The 20,360-nt window shown below is 61.3% G+C and carries 25 protein-coding genes; 2 read left to right on the forward strand and 23 right to left on the reverse strand.

Annotated features, from left to right (window positions below):
* From F6S08_RS22680 to F6S08_RS22690, 3 genes are all read right to left on the reverse strand, one after another.
* Positions 1-334, reverse strand: a 334-nt coding sequence (locus F6S08_RS22680; protein WP_315872372.1) for a substrate-binding domain-containing protein, incomplete at its 3' end; no start/stop codon positions are given.
* A 37-nt stretch (positions 335-371) separates the two neighbouring features.
* Positions 372-1,193, reverse strand: a complete 822-nt coding sequence (locus F6S08_RS22685; RefSeq protein ID WP_315872373.1) for an SDR family oxidoreductase — start codon at positions 1,191-1,193, stop codon at positions 372-374.
* A 238-nt stretch (positions 1,194-1,431) separates the two neighbouring features.
* A complete protein-coding gene (locus tag F6S08_RS22690; RefSeq protein WP_027607824.1) occupies positions 1,432-1,911 on the reverse strand; it encodes a GNAT family N-acetyltransferase in 480 nt (159 codons plus the stop codon).
* 199 nt (positions 1,912-2,110) lie between these two features.
* Between F6S08_RS22690 and F6S08_RS22695 the strand changes: the two genes are divergently transcribed.
* Together F6S08_RS22695 and F6S08_RS22700 are read left to right on the forward strand one after the other, a co-directional pair.
* Positions 2,111-2,443, forward strand: a complete 333-nt coding sequence (locus F6S08_RS22695) for a hypothetical protein (RefSeq protein WP_027607823.1) — start codon at positions 2,111-2,113, stop codon at positions 2,441-2,443.
* Positions 2,444-2,494: 51 nt separating this feature from the next.
* Positions 2,495-2,761 carry a hypothetical protein gene (locus tag F6S08_RS22700; protein WP_074847481.1) on the forward strand — a complete coding sequence of 89 codons (267 nt, stop codon included), beginning with the start codon at positions 2,495-2,497 and terminating at the stop codon, positions 2,759-2,761.
* Between the two features lie 62 nt (positions 2,762-2,823).
* On the opposite strand, the gene F6S08_RS22705 is transcribed toward F6S08_RS22700, so the two are convergent.
* The 20 genes from F6S08_RS22705 to F6S08_RS22800 form a co-directional block, all read right to left on the reverse strand.
* Entirely contained in the window at positions 2,824-3,741 is a 918-nt protein-coding gene (locus F6S08_RS22705) for a PfkB family carbohydrate kinase (protein WP_315872374.1), read from the reverse strand.
* A complete protein-coding gene (locus F6S08_RS22710; RefSeq protein ID WP_315872375.1) occupies positions 3,734-5,200 on the reverse strand; it encodes a purine-cytosine permease family protein in 1,467 nt (488 codons plus the stop codon). The genes F6S08_RS22705 and F6S08_RS22710 overlap by 8 nt, the downstream gene beginning before the upstream one ends.
* Positions 5,201-5,259: 59 nt before the next feature.
* On the reverse strand, positions 5,260-6,261 hold the full coding sequence (locus F6S08_RS22715) for an ADP-ribosylglycohydrolase family protein (RefSeq protein ID WP_315872376.1): 1,002 nt from the start codon (positions 6,259-6,261) through the stop codon (positions 5,260-5,262).
* Positions 6,258-6,971: a GntR family transcriptional regulator gene (locus F6S08_RS22720; RefSeq protein ID WP_051429403.1), complete on the reverse strand. Its 714-nt coding sequence runs from the start codon at positions 6,969-6,971 to the stop codon at positions 6,258-6,260. The genes F6S08_RS22715 and F6S08_RS22720 overlap by 4 nt, the downstream gene beginning before the upstream one ends.
* Positions 6,972-7,041: 70 nt before the next feature.
* Positions 7,042-7,602, reverse strand: a complete 561-nt coding sequence (locus F6S08_RS22725) for a DUF1285 domain-containing protein (RefSeq protein ID WP_065939054.1) — start codon at positions 7,600-7,602, stop codon at positions 7,042-7,044.
* A 16-nt stretch (positions 7,603-7,618) separates the two neighbouring features.
* The gene (locus F6S08_RS22730) at positions 7,619-8,224 is read right to left on the reverse strand and encodes a DUF4823 domain-containing protein (RefSeq protein ID WP_027607816.1); all 606 of its coding nucleotides are present in this window, start codon (positions 8,222-8,224) and stop codon (positions 7,619-7,621) included.
* A gap of 144 nt (positions 8,225-8,368) precedes the next feature.
* Positions 8,369-9,337, reverse strand: coding sequence for a GTP 3',8-cyclase MoaA (locus tag F6S08_RS22735; RefSeq protein ID WP_065926347.1), 969 nt, complete (start codon positions 9,335-9,337; stop codon positions 8,369-8,371).
* A 114-nt stretch (positions 9,338-9,451) separates the two neighbouring features.
* On the reverse strand, positions 9,452-10,120 hold the full coding sequence (locus tag F6S08_RS22740; RefSeq protein WP_027607814.1) for a TetR/AcrR family transcriptional regulator: 669 nt from the start codon (positions 10,118-10,120) through the stop codon (positions 9,452-9,454).
* A gap of 445 nt (positions 10,121-10,565) precedes the next feature.
* Positions 10,566-11,351, reverse strand: coding sequence for a TatD family hydrolase (locus tag F6S08_RS22745; protein ID WP_065926348.1), 786 nt, complete (start codon positions 11,349-11,351; stop codon positions 10,566-10,568).
* 63 nt (positions 11,352-11,414) lie between these two features.
* Positions 11,415-12,404 carry a DNA polymerase III subunit delta' gene (locus F6S08_RS22750; protein ID WP_074847484.1) on the reverse strand — a complete coding sequence of 330 codons (990 nt, stop codon included), beginning with the start codon at positions 12,402-12,404 and terminating at the stop codon, positions 11,415-11,417.
* Complete coding sequence (gene tmk / locus F6S08_RS22755) at positions 12,397-13,029, reverse strand: dTMP kinase (RefSeq protein ID WP_065947755.1); 633 nt, start codon at positions 13,027-13,029, stop codon at positions 12,397-12,399. The genes F6S08_RS22750 and tmk overlap by 8 nt, the downstream gene beginning before the upstream one ends.
* A 19-nt stretch (positions 13,030-13,048) precedes the next feature.
* On the reverse strand, positions 13,049-14,170 hold the full coding sequence (mltG, locus tag F6S08_RS22760) for an endolytic transglycosylase MltG (protein WP_137212983.1): 1,122 nt from the start codon (positions 14,168-14,170) through the stop codon (positions 13,049-13,051).
* Between the two features lies 1 nt (position 14,171).
* Positions 14,172-14,987 carry an aminodeoxychorismate lyase gene (gene pabC / locus F6S08_RS22765; RefSeq protein WP_065947757.1) on the reverse strand — a complete coding sequence of 272 codons (816 nt, stop codon included), beginning with the start codon at positions 14,985-14,987 and terminating at the stop codon, positions 14,172-14,174.
* Complete coding sequence (gene fabF / locus F6S08_RS22770; protein WP_065926163.1) at positions 14,987-16,231, reverse strand: beta-ketoacyl-ACP synthase II; 1,245 nt, start codon at positions 16,229-16,231, stop codon at positions 14,987-14,989. The genes pabC and fabF overlap by 1 nt, the downstream gene beginning before the upstream one ends.
* A gap of 127 nt (positions 16,232-16,358) precedes the next feature.
* The gene (acpP, locus tag F6S08_RS22775) at positions 16,359-16,595 is read right to left on the reverse strand and encodes an acyl carrier protein (RefSeq protein WP_003442511.1); all 237 of its coding nucleotides are present in this window, start codon (positions 16,593-16,595) and stop codon (positions 16,359-16,361) included.
* Between the two features lie 191 nt (positions 16,596-16,786).
* Positions 16,787-17,530, reverse strand: a complete 744-nt coding sequence (fabG, locus tag F6S08_RS22780) for a 3-oxoacyl-ACP reductase FabG (RefSeq protein WP_065926164.1) — start codon at positions 17,528-17,530, stop codon at positions 16,787-16,789.
* A gap of 24 nt (positions 17,531-17,554) precedes the next feature.
* Entirely contained in the window at positions 17,555-18,493 is a 939-nt protein-coding gene (gene fabD, locus F6S08_RS22785; RefSeq protein WP_065926165.1) for an ACP S-malonyltransferase, read from the reverse strand.
* 125 nt (positions 18,494-18,618) lie between these two features.
* The gene (gene plsX, locus F6S08_RS22790) at positions 18,619-19,629 is read right to left on the reverse strand and encodes a phosphate acyltransferase PlsX (protein ID WP_074847485.1); all 1,011 of its coding nucleotides are present in this window, start codon (positions 19,627-19,629) and stop codon (positions 18,619-18,621) included.
* A 4-nt stretch (positions 19,630-19,633) separates the two neighbouring features.
* Positions 19,634-19,816, reverse strand: coding sequence for a 50S ribosomal protein L32 (gene rpmF, locus F6S08_RS22795; protein ID WP_008152339.1), 183 nt, complete (start codon positions 19,814-19,816; stop codon positions 19,634-19,636).
* A gap of 13 nt (positions 19,817-19,829) precedes the next feature.
* Positions 19,830-20,360: a YceD family protein gene (locus tag F6S08_RS22800; protein WP_027607804.1), complete on the reverse strand. Its 531-nt coding sequence runs from the start codon at positions 20,358-20,360 to the stop codon at positions 19,830-19,832.

The raw sequence follows: 20,360 nt of genomic DNA on the forward strand, positions 1-20,360 counted from the left end.
CCACGGCAATCACTTTCAGGCCGTTGGCCTTGGCCTTGGCGACGATGGCCGGGCCCAGGGACACATCCGGCGGGCAGATCACAAAGCCCTTGGCGCCGTTGGCGGCCAGGCTGTCGATGGCCGAGAGGGTTTTCTCGCCATCGGGCACGGCGATCTTGATCACGGTAAAGCCATGTTCCTTGCCGGCTTTTTCGGCAAAGGCCCATTCGGTCTGGAACCACGGTTCCTCGGCCTGTTTGACCAGGAAGCCGATTTTCACTTCCTCGGCAAATGCGAAAGTACTGAGGCCGCTGAGCACGGCGGCAGCTGCCAGTACGCGTATTGCTTTTTTCATGAACGGCACCTCTTGTTGTTATTGGGAGTGGCAAGTTCTAGTCGTGGTACATCACCGACCGCCCGCCATCGATCATCAGGCAGGTGGCATTGATAAAGGGCGCCTCGTCGGTCGCCAGGAACAGCGCCGTCATCGCCACCTCGACGGGCTGGCCGATGCGCTTGGGCGGGTGCAGGTCGAACGCACGCTGGCGCTCGGCGTGGGGGTCGGGGAAACCGTTCCAGTAATCGACGTTGAGCTGGGTTTCGATATAGCCCGGGGCGATGGCATTTACGCGGATGCCCTTGGGCGCGTATTCGATACCCAGGGCGCGGGTAAGGCCGAGCAGGCCGTGCTTGGCGACCGGGTAGGGAAAGCAGCCGGGAATGATGTGGCTGGAATGGGTGGAGGCGATATTGATGATGTTGCCGATGCCCTGCTCGATCATGTGTGGCAGCACCGTGCGGCAGCCGTACCAGGCGCCGTCGAGGTCGATGGCGAAGCAACGGCGCCAGTCTTCGTCGCTCATCTCCAGCGGGTCGCGGAACACGTTGACCCCGGCGCAATTGACCAGCACATCCACCCGGCCGAAGCGCTCAATGGCCACATTGACCAACGCCAGCCATTGCGCTTTGGAGGTGATATCGACGGGTTGGGCGTAGATCTCGGCGCCGCGTTCGCGCCAGTGGGCAGCGACTTTCTCGACCTTTTCGCCCTGGATATCGGCGATCACCAGGCGCGCCTGCTGGGCCTGGAAACACGCGACGATCGCCTCACCAATGCCCTGAGCGGCGCCGGTGATGATCACCACCTTGTTCTTCAGGCGCTCGCCGTAGGTTGGCTCGGGCACGGCGGGTAATGACAACGGTTGGGCCTGCATCGCGTCACCTGTTTTATTTTTGGCAGTGAGTGCTGATGCAGACGACTATAAACCCATCATTTGAAACATCTCAATATATAAATTTGCATCCCACATAGTGAGCAAAATCAAAAAATAATGTGGGAGGGGGCTTGCTTCCGATAGCGGCACGTCAGCTACAGAAAGGCTGACTGATTCACCGCTATCGGGAGCAAGCCCCCTCCCACATTTGATCTACAGTGTGTTCAAGAAGGTGGCTTCAGCCGAGAGCAAAATCCCGCAGCGCATCACCTTCCATGCGATAGCGCACCCACTCTTCCTGCGGCTGGGCACCGATGGATTTGTAAAAGGCAATCGCCGGCTCGTTCCAGTCCAGCACGCTCCACTCGAAGCGCGCGCACCCGTTATCAAAGGCAATCTTCGCCAAATGACGCAACAGCTTCTTGCCCGCCCCGCCGCCACGTTGTTCCGGGTTGATGTACAAGTCTTCCAGGTACAGGCAGTTGCTGCCCAGCCACGTGGAATAGCTGAAAAAGAACACCGCAAACCCAATCGGCAAGCCATCCCGCGAGCAGATCAGGCCATGGGCGGTGGCGCCCTCGCTGAACAGGCTGCGCTGGATGTCCACCACGCTGGCGATCACTTCATGCCGGGCTTTCTCGTACTCGGCGAGTTCGGTGATGAAAGTCAGGATCTGCGCAGCATCGCTGGGCACGGCGGGGCGAATCTCGATGGTCATGGGCGAGCCTTGGGCAATTTCAAAGCACACATACTAAGGCGCTTTGATGACTGATTGCAGTGCAATTTATGGGGAGCCCGGCAACCGACACACAAAATCTTACAGGTGCCACGGCACCGTTCGTCGCCACCCAGGCACGATCATCAAGGCACAACTGACCAATAGAGGGTAAGGACATCAATCATATGGAGACACCCTCATGAAGCATTCCAAGTTTGCCGCCCTCGCATTTGCTGGCCTGTTGTCTTCGGTTTCGCTGAGTGGTTTCGCTGCCACGTCGTCCACCGGCCCTACCAACCCGGACGCCACCACCGAATCGCAGAAATCCATGGGCACGGGCCTGGACACCAACGGCGGTGCGGTCATCGATAACACCAATGGTGCCGACCCGCATACCCAGGGTCACGATACCCAACGCCAGGCGCCAGCGGCCGTCGGCAACGGCAAAATGGGCCCTTCGGTGAATGAGCCGAAGATCAATAAAGGCGATGACTCGAACCTGCCGGGCGCGCCGAAACAGCCTGCGCCTTGACGCATCAAATGCAATCGCAACACCCGATCATTCCCCAATGAAGAGGTACGCATGAACGTCGATAAAGACCTTGAAAAAGAAGTCCTCACCCGCCTGCTGCACGCTCATCCTCAGGGGCTGGGCAAGGAAGTGCTGGATAACTACCGCGGAGAGAAAGTGGTCGCCAGTGCGTTGGCATTTCTGCAGGACCGCGGGTTGATCAAGGATGGGCATGTGACCACCGACGACGCCGGTGAATACTCGCTGAATCTGCCGATCAAGTTGACGGCGTCAGGTGTGGATGAAGCGCGCAAGCTCGAAGGTGCAACGCGCCAGTAGCCCTCATGCAAAACCCAATGTGGGAGGGAGTAAACCTTCCTCTCACATGCTTGGGCCTATCTTCAGTCCGTAAGTAATGCGTCGACTTCGGCGGTGCCCGGGGAAGTTGCCGGCCCCCAACGCGTCACCGCCAGGGCCGCCGCTGCATTCGCCCGCCGCGCCGCCTCAGCAGGTTTCAAACCATCCGCCAAACCCGCAATAAACACCCCCGCATGCGCATCCCCCGCGCCATTGCTGTCGACCGCCTGTACCTTGAAGCCAGGCACATGCTCGATCTGACCCGCACGCCCCACCCAACAGCCATTCGGTCCGTCACGCACCACCAATAGCGTCTCGGCGCGCAGGTGCTGGCTGAGCGCCGGCAACGCGGCAGCGATGTCCGCCGCGCCGGTAAACGCCAAGGCTTCAGGACCATTGCTGGTCCAGATATCGATACGTGGCAACAGCGCACCCATCAAGGCCGAATCCGGCGCTTTGACCAGCGGCCCCGGATCGAACACCACCACGACTTCCCGGGGCAGTGCCAGCAGCCAGTCGATCAGCGCCTGGGCCTTGCCTTCCAGGAGCAGGCTGTAGCCACTGACGTAGACGTAGTCGTCGACACGCGGTACGACGGTGGTCAAATCCTCCTGGCTGAGTTCACCCTCGACGCCGATATGGGAAATGAACGTGCGCTCGGTAGTGGCTTCGGTCAGGGACACGCACAAGCCAGTGTCCTTTGCGCTGCTGGCCGCCAGGGCCATGTCAATGCCCTCGGCCTGCATCGCTGCGCGGGCCAGGTCGCCGAAGCGGCCAGTGCCGTGACGGCCCAGATAGACCACCGGCAAGCCATTGCGCCGCGCCGCCGCCATCACATTGAAGCCCCCGCCGGCTTCGAAGCTGGCGGACTTGGCCAGCACGTCGCCGCCGGTCGCAGGCAAGGTGTCGAGGGCCATGACCAGGTCGACGATGACCTGGCCGGTGTGCAGCAATCTAGACATTAGGGCTCTCTACCAACGCCGGACGACGGTCAGCCGCGCCGCCCAGTACCGCATAAATCCCACCGGCGACCAGGAAAGTGACGATCCAGCCCAGGCCATTGTGGCCCAGCCAGGAGTCGGACAACGGCCCGGCGAACCAGATGTTCTCGGCAGTGGTGCCAATGGTGGTGAAGCTGAAACCCAGCACGATGGCCACGGCCCAGGCGCCGAAGGCGCGCCATTCCACACCGCCGCGATACCAGTAGGCGCTGCTCGGGCTCACGTCCAGCAGGTCCTTGGGGCTGTAGTAGTGACGATGGATCAGGTCGACCACGAAGATCCCCACCCACGCGGTGATCGGCACCGCCAGCAACGAGATGAAGGTGATGAACGGGCCGTAGAAACTGTCGGCGATCAGCATGAAGTAGATGGAACCGGCGAAGATCGCCACGATGTCGACGATCACCGCATGCACGCGCTTGACCTTCAGGCCAAGGGTCAAGGTGGTGAGGCCGGCCGAATACACCGACAGGTTGTTCGACAGCAGCAGCCCGCCAAACGCGGTGATCAGGTACGGCACCGCCATCCAGGTGGGCAGCATGTCGCGGATCGCGATGATCGGGTCAGTGGCCGCGGCCAGGTCGTTGTTGCCGACCGACAGCAGGCCGCCGAGGGTAATCAGCAACACCAGCGGAATGCCCGCACCAAATGCCGCCGACGCCACCAGGCGCACGGCCGTGACGCTGCGGTGCTGGTAGCGCGACATGTCGGCACCGGCGTTGGCCCAGCCGATACCGGTACCGGCGGCCATGGTACCGACGCCGATGATCATCGCGCTCAGCGGTGCCGGGGTGGCGTTGAACACCGCGCTCCAGTCGATGGTGGCGCAGAGGAAACCGCCCACCAGGATATTCAACGCGCCGAACACATAGGTGGCCCACTTCTGGATCACCAGCAAGGTGGCGTGGCCGAGGCCCGAAACGGCCAAGGTCAGCAACACGAACATGCCGATGAAGATCAGGGTGAGGACCGGTGCGCTTTTCGCCTCCACCGCAGAGCCGAACAGAATTGAACACAACGACAGCAACACGAAGGCCGCCGTGGTGGTGTTGACGGTTTCCCAGCCCAGGCGCGACATCAACGACACCAGCGTCGGGCCGATATTGCCGCGCACGCCGAAGATGGCGCGGGACAAGGTCAGGCTGGGGGCACGGCCGCGACGGCCGGCGATGGAGATGATGCCCACCACGGCGAACGAGCCGGCGGCGCCGAGGATCGCGACGATGATCGCCTGCCAGATGGCCAGGCCGCGAAACGCCACGAGGGTGGCGCCGAGGGGCAGGCCGAGGATGCTGATATTGGCGGCGAACCACACCCAGAACAGTTGCAGTGGATGGCCGTTGCACTCGCCTTCAGGGACCGGTTCGATACCGCGGGTTTCCAATTGCCCGGCGCTTTGGCCGGAAGAAGTGCTGCTCATGAGTGGTGCTCCTGGTGCCTGTATTGTTGTGGTTGTGGCGGATACGCGGTCTTCCTGACTCAGCGCAATGCGAGCAAGCCTTGAACCAGCGGCTGCAGATCGAGGCCGTTGACCTGCTTGACCTGTTTGATCATCGATTCGGGCCAGCACTGCAGGCCGAGGCAGGCACCGAGCATCGCGCCGAGCATCGCGGCAATCGTGTCGGTATCGCCGCCCAGGCTGGCAGCCAGGCACAGGGCTTCGAACGCGTTCATGGCCCCCACTGCCACTTGCTGGGCGAGGGCAAACGACACCACCACCGACTCCTGGGAGGCGACGGAGGTGCCGATCAATTCATACAGCAGGTCGGCGAACAGGGCTGTGTCGCCGCTGCCGACGCTCAGGGTGCGCGCCCAACTGATACGGGTGGAGATGCGCCCGCCGGCAATCCAATGGCCATGGCCTTCCGCCTGTTGAGCCACCTGGGTGCCGATATTCAAGGCTTCACCCAAGTCCACACCGTTGATGCCCGCGGACACCACCGCCGCCACTCCCGCGGCGCTGGAGATGCCCAGGGTGGTGTTGTGGGTGACCTGGCAGGCCTGGATCACCGCCTGGATAAATCGCGCCGGGTCGCTGACATCGGCGGCGATTCCCACTGGGGTGATGCGCATGGCGGCGCCATTGGTGGTGCCGTAGCGCCCGGATTCTTCCGGGGTATGGCCGTTGAGGATCATATCGATTGCACGCTTGGTCGACGGGCCGAGCAGATCCTGGGAGCCCTTGGCGCGCATCACCGCTTCCCAATCGATCAGGCGCCGGGCGAGCACGGCGGGGTCGATCTTGCCTCGGCCCTCGACCAGCAGCTCACCGACCAGGATCGCTTGCTCGGTGTCATCGGTGATGGAGCCCGCCGGCATATTGGGCGCGATGGGTTGGTCGGCGTCGGCATCTTCCAGGCCGGTAATGGCACCAAAGCGCTGTTGCACTTGCTCACGGCTCAGGGATTGGGTGGGCATGCCCAGGGCATCGCCCAACGCCAGGCCGTAGAAAGCGCCGAGGGCGCGGGTATTGGGGGTCATTTTGAAGATCCAAACTGCAGGTGCAGGCGAAAGTGCAGAGGGTCGAGCAGGCTTTCGACGTACTCCATGAAGCGCTCGCGGCGATCGTAGGTGGTGCGCGAGGCCTTGAGGAACACCGTGCCCACCGGGCGGCCAAGCAACTCGGCGTCTTCATCGCTGAGGGGCTCGGCGCCGATCCATTGGTCACCTTCGGCACCGACGTAACCGTAGGCTGCCAGGGTGATGGTCAGGGAATTATCGATCAGCCCAACGCGCGGCAGGCTTTCCAGGCCACCGGACGCGGGCATCAGCGAGCGCTCAAGGGAAACGGCCGTGCCATCAGTCGTGCGGCGACGGCGGTCGAGGGCGATAAATTGGTCGGTGCCGAAGCGACTGAACAGATCGGCGCGCGTCACCGCTTCCAGGCGCAGAATATCGGTGGTCACCAGGGCCCCGGTGTCCGCCAGGGCCTGGGCCCAACCGCTGGTTTGATCCAGCGCCATGCCATCAAATGTGACGATGGAGCCCACGCCGCTCTGGGTCGCGATGTAATTGCGCCTTTTGAGTTCGGCGAGGGCTTCACGCAGCGTGCCCCGGCTGACCGCAAACTCTTCAGCCAGTTGATGCTCACCCGGCAACAGGAAACCGTCGGCCATCACCCCTCCCTCGATACGGCGGATGAGCTCGTCGACGACGCGTTTTTTCTTATCAAATCGGACATGTCTAATCATGTACAAATTGATAACCGAAAGCGGCCATTTGCAGCAAGCGAATTATTTCAGGGAGATGAAAAAACCGGTCTCACGGCTCCAGGCCAATACGGAAAAACTCGCCGCCGCTCCATACGCCAAGCCAGTTCTGACCATTGATCGGGCGACTCACCGCCAACTCCACCAATTGGTAGAACACATTGCGATGCACCAGGGCTTCGAGGTTGGTACGCACGCGCAGATAGGGGGACGGTTCCTGGGTGACGGGATCGATCACCACCCGCAGTGGATGCTCAATATCGGCTGCAACCTGCTCGTCGACGTTGGTGGTGAAACGCAGCACCTGGCTTTCGCCCTGCCCTTCGACGTCGAGAGTAACCGCGACAAAGGGCGCATCATCGACGGTGATACCAACTTTTTCCACTGGGGTGATCAGGAAGTAATCATCGCCATCTCGGCGGATGATAGTAGAGAACAATTTGACCATCGGCTTACGCCCGATCGGCGTGCCCTGGTAGAACCAGGTGCCGTCACGGGCGATGCGCATGTCGATGTTGCCGCAGAAATCCGGGTTCCACAGATGCACCGGCGCCGGTCCCTTGCCCTTGGGCAACTGAGCCAACAGATCGTTGGCCTTGGCGGAATCGGTCATGGTGTTCTCCTTGGTGTTACTGATCGCCCATGCCCAACAGGCCTCGGGCGTACTGCGCCAAGGGGCGGGCAATCAGGTCTTCTGGCTTGTTGTCGTGGAACGTCAGTAAACCGCCACGACTGCGAATACGTGCAGTATCAATCAAATACTGGGTGCTGGTCTCGATCAACATGATCTGGATTACCCCGTTGTCCAGGCCAAGCCGGTCCAGCGCCTCTTGATCAGCCCATTCGTCGGCGTTGCCGATACGGTCATCGGCCTTGGCGAAACGGCAGTACAGCAGGTAGTGGGCACCCGCCGCACGGGCCTCGGCCATCGCCTGCTCCAGGCCTTCCGGCTGACGAGCACGACGCACCATTGGGAAGTATTCGACGAAACCGTTGAAGGCTTCCTCGGCCACCACATTCGGCCGCGGGTAGGCGCTGCCGGGCGGTACAAATGCACCCTGGGCGATAAAGACAAAGGAATCCGGCTGTATGCGCACCGAGGCGGTACGACGAGTGTCGCTGTGGTCCAGCAACCCGGCGTCGCTCATCTGATAACGGGTGCCTTCGGCCATATCGCTGACGGTCATGCAACCACTCAGCGTCAACGACGCCAGCAACAAAACCAGACTACGCATCCTAATCCTCCAGAAGCCGGTGACGGAAAACCGGCGAATGGACACGAGATGCAGAATCCGCGCCATTTGGAAACAACGCAGAACTAAATGTGGGAGGGGGCTTGCTCCCTCCCACATTGGATGATGTTTAATCTTGGGAAAGCATTATCCGCCAATGATCTTCATGATCGTCGCACCGCCGGAGAAGGCCACTTCCTGCTTATCGCCCAAGGCCTTCATCAGCAGGCCTTGCAGGGCCGGCAGCGCCTGGTGGCGAGGCTTGTCCAACAGGTCGCCGACATAGTGACGGTTGCTCGACGACAGGCAGCCATGCAGCCAGCCGGTCGACGACAAGCGCAGCCGTGAACAGGTGCGGCAGAACGGTACGCTTTCGTTGGCGATCACGCCGAAGAAGCCTTTGCCCGGCACTTCGTAGCGTACCGCCGTGGCGTCCACGGGAGCGTTGGCTTGCAGGTATTCGTGGTGTTCGCCGATCAGGCCGAGCAGTTGTTGCAGGCTGACGAACTGCTGCAGGAATGCATTGGAGTCCTTGGCCAGGTGGCCCATGCGCATCAACTCGATAAAACGCAGCTCGTAGCCACGCTCCAGACAGTAGTCGAGCAGCGGCATCACCTGGTCGAGGTTCTGGCCGCGCAACGGCACCATGTTGACCTTGATCTTGATCCCGGCAGCACGCGCCTGGTCCATGCCATCGAGCACGGTCGCCAGGTCGCCGCCACGGGCGATGCTGCGAAAGGCGCCGGCATCCAGGGTATCGAGGGAGACGTTGATACGCCGAATCCCCGCATCCACCAGCAGCGGCAGTTTGCGCGCCAGCAACTGGCCGTTGGTGGTCAGGCTGATGTCGCTGAGGCCCATGCCGCCCACGGCGCCCATGAAGGCTTCCAGCTTGGGGCTGACCAGCGGCTCGCCACCGGTGATGCGCAAGCGCTCGATGCCCGCCGCCTCGATCAGGTAGGCCACGCCACGGGCCATGGCCTCGGCCGAGAGTTCGTCCTGGGCAGCCACCAGCCGCTTGCCGTTCGGCACGCAGTAGGTACACGCGTAATTGCAGGCTGAGGTCAGGCTGATCCGCAAATTGCGAAAACGCCTGCCTTGACGATCAACGATCATGGATCACTCCGGCAGAGGATGATTCGGGCGCACTAAAAACTGACTGATAAATCAGCTTTTAGCAATATCCTTGCCTGAGTATATTCCTGGGTTACTGCGCCTGGCAGCAAATCGTTACGTGGCCGGGGTTTCGACGGGGGCCGCTTCAACCAGTGCCGGCTCGGAGCTGTGCTTGCGCTTGTTGCCCATGCGCACACCGATATCCATCAGGAACTGGAAGAAACCTTCCTGGTCTTCCAGCACATTGCTCCAGAACGGCGAGTGGTACAGCGCCACGGCGCCGTGCACCAAGGCCCAGGCGGCGCAGTAGTGGAAATACGGCGGTACGTCTTCAAGCTTGCCTTCGCTGATGCGGCCCTTGATCAGCAGGGTCAGGCGCTCGAAGTTCGAGGCGCGGATCTTGTGCAGCTCCTCGACCATCTCCGGCACTTGATGGCCCTTGACCACCTTCTCTTCCAGGCGGTCGAACAGGCGGTAGCGCTGCGGGTCGCGCATGCGGAACTCGAAGTAGGCCCGGGACAGGGCCTCCTTGTCCTTGTCGACATCGGCCGAATGCAGCAGCTCGTTCAAGTCGCGCTCGTAGTCGAGCATGAGGCGCAGGTAGATCTCGGCCTTGGACTTGAAGTGCTTGTAGATCGTGCCTTTGCCAATACCCACGGCATCCGCGATCATCTCGACGGTGACGCTGTCTTCGCCTTGTTCGAGGAACAACTTGAGTGCGGTGTCGAGAATTTCCTGCTCACGGCGGCGAAACTCACGGACCTTACGGGGTTCTTTGTGCATGAGGAAGAGGTCTGCAAAGGTCGGAATAGGGAGGGCTGCGCAGGGCCACGAATACATGGCGATACGATTTACCCAGTGCGAGGGATTATCCCGACTGAACGGTCGTTGGGCAACGTCTATGTGAACCCGCCCTGCACTTTACTTTCAAGGCGCCAACGTTTTCATGCCTATCAGTCAGAAATAATACGCAACAACTGCACCCGTGCACCTGCCCAATGAGAACTCAAGCGAAGCGCATGTATTCCAAATCTGTTTAAAAAACGATCAGTCGCGACTGGACTGAATCAGATACTGATCAATACTTGAACTGTCGGCGTGACATCTCCCCCAAGTGAAGCGCCGACCTGGGTACCGACGGACTGTGTGCCCTTGTTTTACTCCTAATGGTCTTAACCCGGATTCACCCCCCAGAACCCGGGTTTTTTTTGCCTGCGATTCAGTCGTGTCATGCGGCGACGTGGGCCAGCGGGAACAGGCGCTTGAAGTTCTCGGTGGTCTGCTCGGCAAAGCGCTCATAGGACTCACCGCGCAGCATCGCCAGGTAGTCCGCCACATCCCGTACATATTCGGGCAGGTTCGGTTTGCCACGATGGGGAATCGGCGCCAGGTACGGCGAGTCGGTTTCCACCAGCAGGCGGTCGGCTGGCACTTGGCGCGCCACGTCGCGCAGGGCATCGGCATTGCGGAAAGTGACAATGCCCGACAGGGAAATATAGAACCCCAGGTCGAGCGCTGCCCTGGCCATGTCCCAATCCTCGGTAAAGCAATGCAACACGCCGGCCTGGGGCAACGCGGCTTCGCGCAACAGGGCCAGGGTGTCGGCACGGGCGCCGCGGGTGTGGACAATCACCGGTTTGCCGGTTTGCCGGGCGGCCTGCAAATGCAGGCGAAACGAGGCCTGCTGCAACTCGGCGGCTTCCGGCTCGTAATGGTAGTCCAGGCCGGTTTCGCCAATGGCCACCACGCGCGGGTGATTGAGTTCGCCCAGCAGCCAGTCGAGGGCCGGGGCTTCGCCGGGCTTGAGGTCCAGCGGGTGGATACCCACCGAGCAATCCACATCGGCATAACGCTCAGCCAAGGCTTTGACGTCGGCAGCATTTTCGGCGCTGACGCCAATGCACAGGAAATGCCCTACCCCACGCTGGCGTGCAGCGTCGAGGGCAGCATCCAGGGAGCCGCCATGCTGGGCAAGGTCGAGGCGATCAAGGTGGCAATGGGAATCTACAAGCATAGGAAATTACGACTTAGGTCACGGAAAGTGTCTGGCCAACGATACACCCGTCGGCCAAGGAAATTAACGGCGGCCGAGCAAGCCAACCCACTGCACCAGCAGGGCTTCAAGCAACAGCACGCGGTTGAGGTTGGCCTTGCCGAGCACCTTCTGGCGCTGGGCGAGGATCCAGTCCTGGATAGTCAGCACCTTGTCCTGGGCACTTTTCTGCGCGAGGTATTGCACCACCTTGCGCATGTCCGGCAGGCCCAGGCCGTTTTCATCCTGGGTCAACTGGTAGCGCAGGATCAGGCTCGACCAATCACAGAACCAGTCGAACAGCAGCAGCAAGGGAATGTCCTTCCAGGCGCTTTCAGCCAACTGGGTGGCGGACAGCTCTTGCTTGAGCAGTTTTTTCACCCCATCCACAACCAGGGCGCGTTGCTCACGTACGCCCTGGGCTTGCAGCTTGACGGCCGCCAGCGGGGAACCGGCCGCCAGGGTCAGCAACTCGATCCGCTCCTCTGCGGAGCAATCCGGCAGCGCCTTCGCCAGCCATTGCAGGCTCATGGCTTCACTGGGCAACGGGCAGGCCTGCTGTACACAACGGCTGCGAATGGTCGGCAACAAGCGGCTGGACTGGTGGCTCACCAGCAACAGCACCGTGTCGCCGGAGGGTTCTTCCAGGCTCTTGAGCAAGGCATTGGCGGCGTTGATGTTCATCGCCTCCACCGGCTCGATCAGCACCACCTTGCGCCCGCCCATCTGCGCGGTCTGCACCACGAAACTGACGAGGTCACGCACCTGGTCGACCTTGATCGCCTTATCGGCCTCCTCGGGTTCGAGCAGGTAGTTGTCCGGGTGGCTGCCGGCCTTGAGCAACAGGCAGGATTTGCACGCGCCGCAGGCTTCAAGGTTGACCGGGCGCTGGCACAGCAGGCTGGCCATGAGTCGCTCAGCCAGATCGCGCTTACCAATACCGATCGGCCCGTGCAGCAGATAGGCATGGGCGTGCTGGGCACGGCCGGCCAACTGCTGCCAGAGACTGTCCTGCCATGGGTAGGCTTCAGCCACGGGCGCGCTCCAACAGCTTGGGTAACAGGGCGTCGATGGCCTGCTGCACCTGCGTCAACGGCTGGGCTGCGTCCAGCAGGTGGTAGCGCGCCGGTTCCGCCTGGGCGCGCCTGAGGAACGCGCTGCGCACAGCATCGAAAAAACCCTGGCCTTCCAGTTCGAAACGGTCGAGACGCCCACGGGCGCTGGCGCGGGCCATGCCCACTGCCACCGGCAGGTCGAACAACAGGGTCAGGTCGGGACGTAGATCACCCTGCACAAAGGTTTCCAACGTGGCGATACGCGCCAGGGACAAACCCCGGCCACCGCCCTGGTAGGCATACGTGGAATCGGTAAAACGGTCGCAGATCACCACGGCACCGCGGGCCAGGGCCGGACGAATCACCTCGGCCAGGTGCTGGGCACGGGCAGCGAACACCAGCAGCAGCTCGGTGTCCGGGTTCATCTGTTCTTCGCCTGGGGCCAGCAACACGTCACGGATGCGCTCGGCCAGGGGTGTACCGCCGGGCTCACGGGTCAACACCACCTCGACACCTTCAGCGCGCAAGCGGCCGGCCAGGTAATCGCGGTTGGTGCTTTTGCCGGCGCCTTCGGGGCCTTCCAGGGTAATAAACAAGCCAGTCACAGGCAGTCCTTAGTCAGAGTCATTGCGGGCTTTGTGGCGCGGCGGCATCCGGCGCGGGCTCGGCGGGTGCATCAGCAGGCGGCGCTACGTCTTCCGGGGGTTTTACCAGCGGTGCCGGGCTTGAGCGGTAATCGGCACGGCGCTTGAGCTGGAACTCACGCACAGCGGCATTATGCGCACCCAGGTCATCGGAGAAAATATGGCTGCCGTCGCCACGGGCGACGAAATACAGGCTGCTGCCCGGCACCGGGTTCAACGCGGCATGGATCGCCTCGCGGCCGACCATGGCGATGGGTGTCGGCGGCAGGCCGGCAACCATGTAAGTGTTATAGGGGTTGGCTTCCTTGAGGTGCGCACGGGTCAACTTGCCGTTGTAGCGCTCACCCAGGCCGTAGATCACGGTGGGGTCGGTCTGCAGCAGCATGCCGATCTTCAGGCGGCGTACGAATACCCCGGCAATCTGCCCGCGCTCTTCCGGCACACCGGTCTCTTTCTCCACCAGGGAGGCCATGATCAAGGCTTGATAGGGGTCGGTATAGGGCGCGTCGGCAGCGCGCTTGCTCCACTCCTGGGCGAGGACATCATCCAGGCGGTTATAGGCTTTCTTCAGGAACTCGACGTCGGTCATGCCGCGCACGAAGCGGTAGGTATCCGGGAAGAACCGACCTTCGGGGAACACGCCAGGATGGCCGAGCTTGTCCATCACTTCGCTGTCACTCAGGCCCGCCAGGGTCTGCACGATCTTTTCATGCTTGGCCAGGGCCGAACGCACCTGGCGGAAATTCCAGCCCTCCACCAGCGTCAGGCTGTATTGCACCACTTCGCCGCGCTGCCACAGGCCGATCAGGCCTTCGGCGGTCATGCCCGGGGTCATGCGGTATTCACCGCTGTGCAGCGGTTGACCGTCCAGGTTGAAGCGCCAATACAGGCGCAACCAGAACGCGCCGTCGAGCACGCCATCGGCTTCCAGGCGATTGAAGGTCCCGGTGGGCGTCGCCCCGGCCGGCACATCGAGCAATTGCTCCTGGGTCAGATTCAACGGCTGCTTCAAGGCAGCGTCATATTTCCACGCGGAAAACCCCAACAGCAAAGCCGCCGAGAACAGACCGATCAGCAGCAGTACAACCAGTTTTCGTATCAACTCAAATATCCAATAGCGCGCGAACAATGCCCTGCAGTTTACGGGTGAGCGGCCCAACCGACCAGCTCATCGCAGCGCACCCACGCACCGGCCAAATGCCATATACGCTGTTGCACATAAAGACTTCGTCAGCCTCCCGCAATTGCTCAAGGCTGATGTCAGCCACGGCTACCGGGATGCCCAGGGCGCTCGCCTGAGCCAGAATCTCGGCGCGCATGACGCCTGCAACGCCGCAACGATTCAGATCGGCGGTTAGTAACAAGCCATTACTTACCAGGAACAGGTTGCTGAATACGCCTTCGATGACACGCCCGGACACATCCAGCATCAACCCTTCGGCATATTCGGCATCCTGCCATTCCGCACGGGCGATCACCTGCTCGAGGCGATTGAGGTGCTTGAGACCGGCCAGCAGCGGCTGCTCGGCCAGGCGGGTGGCGCACGCAAACAGACGAACACCGTCGGCTCCATGGGCCTGGGGATAGGTAGCAGGCGGATTGCCCTGCAAGATACGACGCACTGGCGCCTCGGGGTTGATGCCATAACCGCGCAGGCTGTCGCCGCGGGTGAGGATCAGCTTGAGGACACCGTCGCCGAGAGCGGCGGCATAGGCCTGCACTTCGCTGCGGACCAGCACCTGATCCACAACGAGAGCGAGGCGCCTGCAGCCCTCATCCAGGCGTTGCAGGTGACGGTCAAGCAGCACGGGCTGCCCGGCCTTGACGGCGATGGTCTCGAACAGGCCATCACCGTACGCCAGGCCGCGATCTTTCAGGGGCACGCTGCCCCCTGGCTGACCGTCGACCCAGCTGTGCATCACTCGGCGAACCGGCGGAACACCAGGGAACCGTTGGTGCCACCGAAGCCGAACGAGTTGGAAATCGCAACGTCGATCGGCATCTGTTGCGGCTCATGCGGCACGAAGTTCAGGTCGCAGCCTTCGTCCGGCTCATCGAGGTTGATGGTCGGCGGAGCGACCTGGTCCTTGATGGCCATCACGCTGAAGATCGCTTCTACCGCGCCCGCCGCACCCAAGAGGTGGCCGGTCATGGACTTGGTAGAACTGACCGCCAGCTTGTAGGCGTGCGCGCCGAACACCGACTTGATGGCTTCGGCTTCCGCCAGGTCGCCCGTCGGGGTCGAGGTGCCATGGGCATTGATGTACTGCACCTGGTCCGGGTTGACCTTGGCATCGCGCAAGGCGTTGGTGATGCAACGCGCAGCGCCGGCACCGTCGGACGGTGGCGAGGTCATGTGATAGGCGTCGCCACTCATGCCAAACCCGATCAACTCGGCATAGATGGTGGCACCACGCGCCTTGGCGTGTTCCAACTCTTCGAGCACCAGGGCACCGGCGCCGTCGGCCAGTACAAAGCCGTCACGGCCCTTGTCCCACGGACGGCTGGCACGGGTCGGCTCGTCATTGCGGGTCGACAGTGCACGGGAGGCGCCAAAGCCGCCCATTCCCAGGCCACAGGCGGCCATTTCAGCACCACCGGCGATCATCACGTCGGCTTCGTCATAGGCGATGTTACGCGCCGCCATGCCGATGCAGTGGGTACCCGTGGTGCACGCGGTAGCAATCGCGTAGTTAGGCCCCTGCGCCCCCAAGTGGATGGACAGGAAACCGGAAATCATATTGATGATCGAGCCAGGCACGAAGAACGGTGAAATTCGACGAGGGCCGGAATCATGCAGCGTGCGGCTGGTTTCTTCGATATTGGTCAAACCGCCAATACCCGAACCCATGGCCACGCCGATGCGCTCACGGTTGGCGTCGGTCACTTCCAGGCCAGCGTTACGCACTGCCTGGAAACCGGCTGCCAGGCCGTATTGAATGAACAGGTCGAGCTTGCGGGACTCTTTGATCGAGAGATATTCCTCGACATTGAACCCCTTTACCGAGCCGCCAAAACGGGTGGAATAGGCAGAAAGGTCCGTGTGTTCGATCAGACCAATACCACTGCGGCCAGCCAGAATGCCCTGCCAACTGCTCGGCACATCCGTACCCAGTGGCGACAACATACCCATACCGGTGACTACGACGCGTCTACGCGACACAGCACTCTCCTTTTTCTAATGACGACACTTTGCTTCAGAGCTTACTTTTCATCAGCGCTAAAGAAAAAACCGCACGCCGTTACAGCAGTGCGGTTTTTCCCTAACAGCAGGCGACGACTACAAACTATTACGCCTGGTGGTTCGTAACGTAGTCGATAGCAGCTTGAACAGTAGTGATTTTTTCAGCTTCTTCGTCCGGGATTTCGGTCTCGAATTCCTCTTCCAGAGCCATCACCAGCTCAACGGTGTCAAGGGAATCGGCACCCAGGTCTTCTACGAAGGAAGCAGTGTTGACCACTTCTTCTTCTTTGACGCCCAGTTGCTCGGCAACGATTTTCTTGACGCGCTCTTCGATGGTGCTCATACCTTGTTTAACTCCTAATGGACAAATTCAGGCAGCTGGCCAGTGAGTAAGTGTATAGAAAGCCTTTTCAGCTTTTCAACTGAAAGCTTCACGCTGTACCCGGTTTGCCACCTGCCTATAAATTAAGTTGCAGCTTTATAACGGATTTTAGACAGCTCGTATGACATTTTTTTGAAGCGATCCGTCACAATTTAGCTCATGTACATCCCGCCGTTCACCGGGATTGTAGCCCCAGTCACGTATGCCGCACCGTCGGATGCCAGGAAAGCGACCACATTCGCGATCTCTTGAGCCTGGCCCAGACGGCCCAGCGGAATCTGCGTCAGCAAGCCTTCACGCTGTGCTTCCGGCAGTTCGCGGGTCATATCGGTGTCGATGAACCCTGGGGCCACCGAGTTGACCGTAATCGACCGCGAACCGACTTCACGCGCCAATGCACGGCTGAAACCTTCCAGGCCGGCCTTGGCGGCTGCATAGTTTACTTGGCCTGCGTTGCCCATGGCACCCACTACGGAGCCAATATTGATAATTCGCCCCCAACGGGCCTTGGTCATGCCGCGCAAAACCCCCTTGGACAGGCGAAACAGACTGTTCAGGTTGGTATCGACCACGTCGTACCATTCGTCGTCTTTCATGCGCATCATCAGGTTATCGCGGGTGATACCGGCGTTGTTCACCAGAATTGCCGGCGCACCGAACTGTGCGGTGATCTCGGCCAGTACGGCAGCCACGGACTCATCGCTGGTCACGTTCAGCTCAAGGCCGGTGCCTTGAACGCCGTTTTCCTTCAGGGTCGCGGCGATACGCTCGGCGCCCGAAGCAGAAGTGGCGGTGCCGATCACGACGGCGCCCTGACGGCCCAGTTCCAGGGCGATGGCCTGGCCAATGCCACGGCTCGCGCCGGTAACCAGTGCAACTTTACCTTGCAGACTCATGCAGGCTTCTCCTAAGTTCGGGGATCAGGCCAGCGCCGCACGAGCGGCAGCGAAGGCATCCGGGGTATTGAGGTTGGCAGTCGACACGCCGTCGGCGCAGCGTTTGTTCAGGCCAGCCAGGACTTTGCCCGGGCCGCACTCGACCAGCTCGGTGGCGCCATTGGCGGCCAGGGTCTGGACCGACTCGACCCAGCGCACAGGCTTGTAGAGTTGCTCCAGCAGGTCGCGCTTGAGGGTGTCGAGGTCGGCGGCCACGGCTGCGCTGACGTTCTGCACCAGCGGGATCTGTGGCGCCTGCCAGTTGATGGCAGCAATGGACTCGGCAAAACGCTCGGCAGCCGGGCGCATCAGCTCGCAGTGTGACGGCACGCTCACCGGCAACGGCAATGCACGCTTGGCACCCCGCGCCTTGCAGCCTTCGATGGCACGCTCGACGGCCGCCCTGGCACCGGCGATCACCACCTGGCCTGGGGAGTTGAAGTTTACCGCGCTGACCACTTCGCCCTGGGCCGCTTCGGCGCAGGCTTCGATCACGACGGCATCGTCCAGCCCCAGGATAGCGGCCATGCCGCCCTGCCCGGCCGGAACGGCTTCCTGCATCAGCTGTCCACGACGCTCGACCAGCTTGACCGCTTCAGCAAGGGTCAGGCTGCCCGCCGCCACCAGGGCGCTGTATTCGCCCAGGCTATGACCGGCCACGAAAGCCGGACGCGCACCGCCTTCGGCCAACCACAAGCGCCACAGGGCTATCGAAGCGGTCAGGATGGCTGGCTGGGTTTTATCGGTTTGATTGAGCTGCTCTTCCGGCCCCTGTTGGGTCAGCGCCCACAGGTCGTAACCCAGGGCCTCGGAAGCTTCCTTGAACGTGTCCAGGATCAGCGGGTATTGCGCGCCCAGCTCGGCCAACATGCCGAGGGACTGCGAACCCTGCCCTGGAAAGACGAATGCGAGGGATGTAGACATGTAACAAGCCCCTAATGATCTGGTCGTCGGAAATGGTCGCTCCTCGGTGGGAGCGCACGAAACTGACAGATTGGATGGTCAATTGAACTGGCCGGTCACATTTAAGCATTCCCCGGCCGATTCGCCTAAGGCAACAGGTCCTCGAGACGGCCGTGCAAGCGTTGCGGCAGGTTTTCCTGGATCTCGATCACCGCCCGCGCAATCGCACTCTGGAAGCCTTCGACCCCGGCCGAACCGTGGCTTTTCACCACGATGCCCTGCAACCCCAGGAAGCTCGCACCATTATGCCGCGCCGGGGCCAGATCGGCCTGCAGGCGACGCATCAACGGCAGCGCCAGGGCGCCCACCAGGCGCGATACCAGGTTACGCCTGAACAAGGCCTCGATACGCGAGGCGATCATGGTCGCCAGGCCTTCACTGGACTTGAGCAGGATATTGCCGACAAACCCGTCGCACACCACCACATCCGCCTCGCCTCGGTACAACCCATCACCCTCGACAAATCCGATGTAGTTCAGGCCTCGCGCACCTTGCAGCAAGGTGGCGGCAAGCTTGACCTGCTGGTTGCCCTTGATGTCTTCGGTGCCGATATTCAGCAAGGCCACCCGCGGCCGGGCCACGCCCAGCGCTTCGGCGGCCACCGAGCCCATCACGGCAAACTGGAACAGGTGCTCGGCACTGCAATCGACGTTCGCCCCCAGGTCCAGCAACTGGCAATAGCCCTTCTGCGTCGGAATCGCCGCCACCATTGCCGGCCGATCAATGCCAGGCAGCGTCTTGAGCACATGCCGCGACAACGCCATCAGGGCGCCGGTGTTGCCGGCACTGACACAGGCTTGCACCTTGCCATCACGCAGCAGCTCCAAGGCCACCCGCATCGACGAGTCAGGCTTGCCACGCAGGGCTGTCGCCGGTTTCTCATCCATGGTGATGGTTTCGCTGGCTGGCGTAATCGTCAGGCGCGCGCGATCCACCGCCGGATGGCTGGCAATCAATTCTTCAAGGAGGGAGGGTTGACCGACGAGGGTCAGATGCAGCGAGGGCGTGGCAGACAGGCTGGCAATGCAGGCCTGAACAATGCTGCGGGGACCGAAGTCCCCGCCCATTGCGTCAATCGCGATGACTTGAGCAGACAAGTGATTACTCGTCAGCGCCCTTGTCGATCACTTTACGGCCACGGTATACGCCTTCTGGCGATACGTGGTGACGCAGGTGAATTTCACCGGTGGTTTTTTCTACAGACAGAGTGCTTGCCGTCAGGGCATCGTGGGAACGACGCATGTCACGGGCAGAGCGGGATTTTTTGTTCTGCTGAACAGCCATAATTGATTAACTCCTAAACGTTTGGGTCACGCTTTAACTGCGCCAATACACTGAACGGGTTGGACCGCGTTACCTCGTCCTCGCTCGGTTCGGACTCGTCATCGAGACCCGCCGGCTGCTGGCATTCTTCCGGATGATGAGCAGGCACAATGGGCAAGGCGAGCAGAAGCTCCTCCTCGATCAGTGCATGCAGATCCAAAGGATCTTCGCCCAGTTCCAGCACGTCATAACCTTTCGGCAACGACTGGGTATTCGCACCCTCCTTTACCACAGCATAACTGCACTCGCTGTGAATCGGCAGGGTGACCAGCTCAAGACAACGCTGGCAAACCATTTTGACCTCGGTGTCGATAAAACTGTGAATTACCACAGATTTACGTTCATCTCGTTCAAAAACGAATTTGGCCTGCACCGTACCGACAGTGTCGGAAAGCGGGTCGCAGAGTCTCTCCAAATCGGCCAGCAGCAACTCACCTTGAAGGGAAGTGCCACGATCAGCCAATTTGCGCGGGTCAACGTGAGGTGGAATCGGGTCATTCAACAT

Origin of the sequence: Pseudomonas sp. JV449 (genome assembly GCF_032424295.1) — a bacterium.
GTDB classification, from domain to species: domain Bacteria; phylum Pseudomonadota; class Gammaproteobacteria; order Pseudomonadales; family Pseudomonadaceae; genus Aquipseudomonas; species Aquipseudomonas marginalis.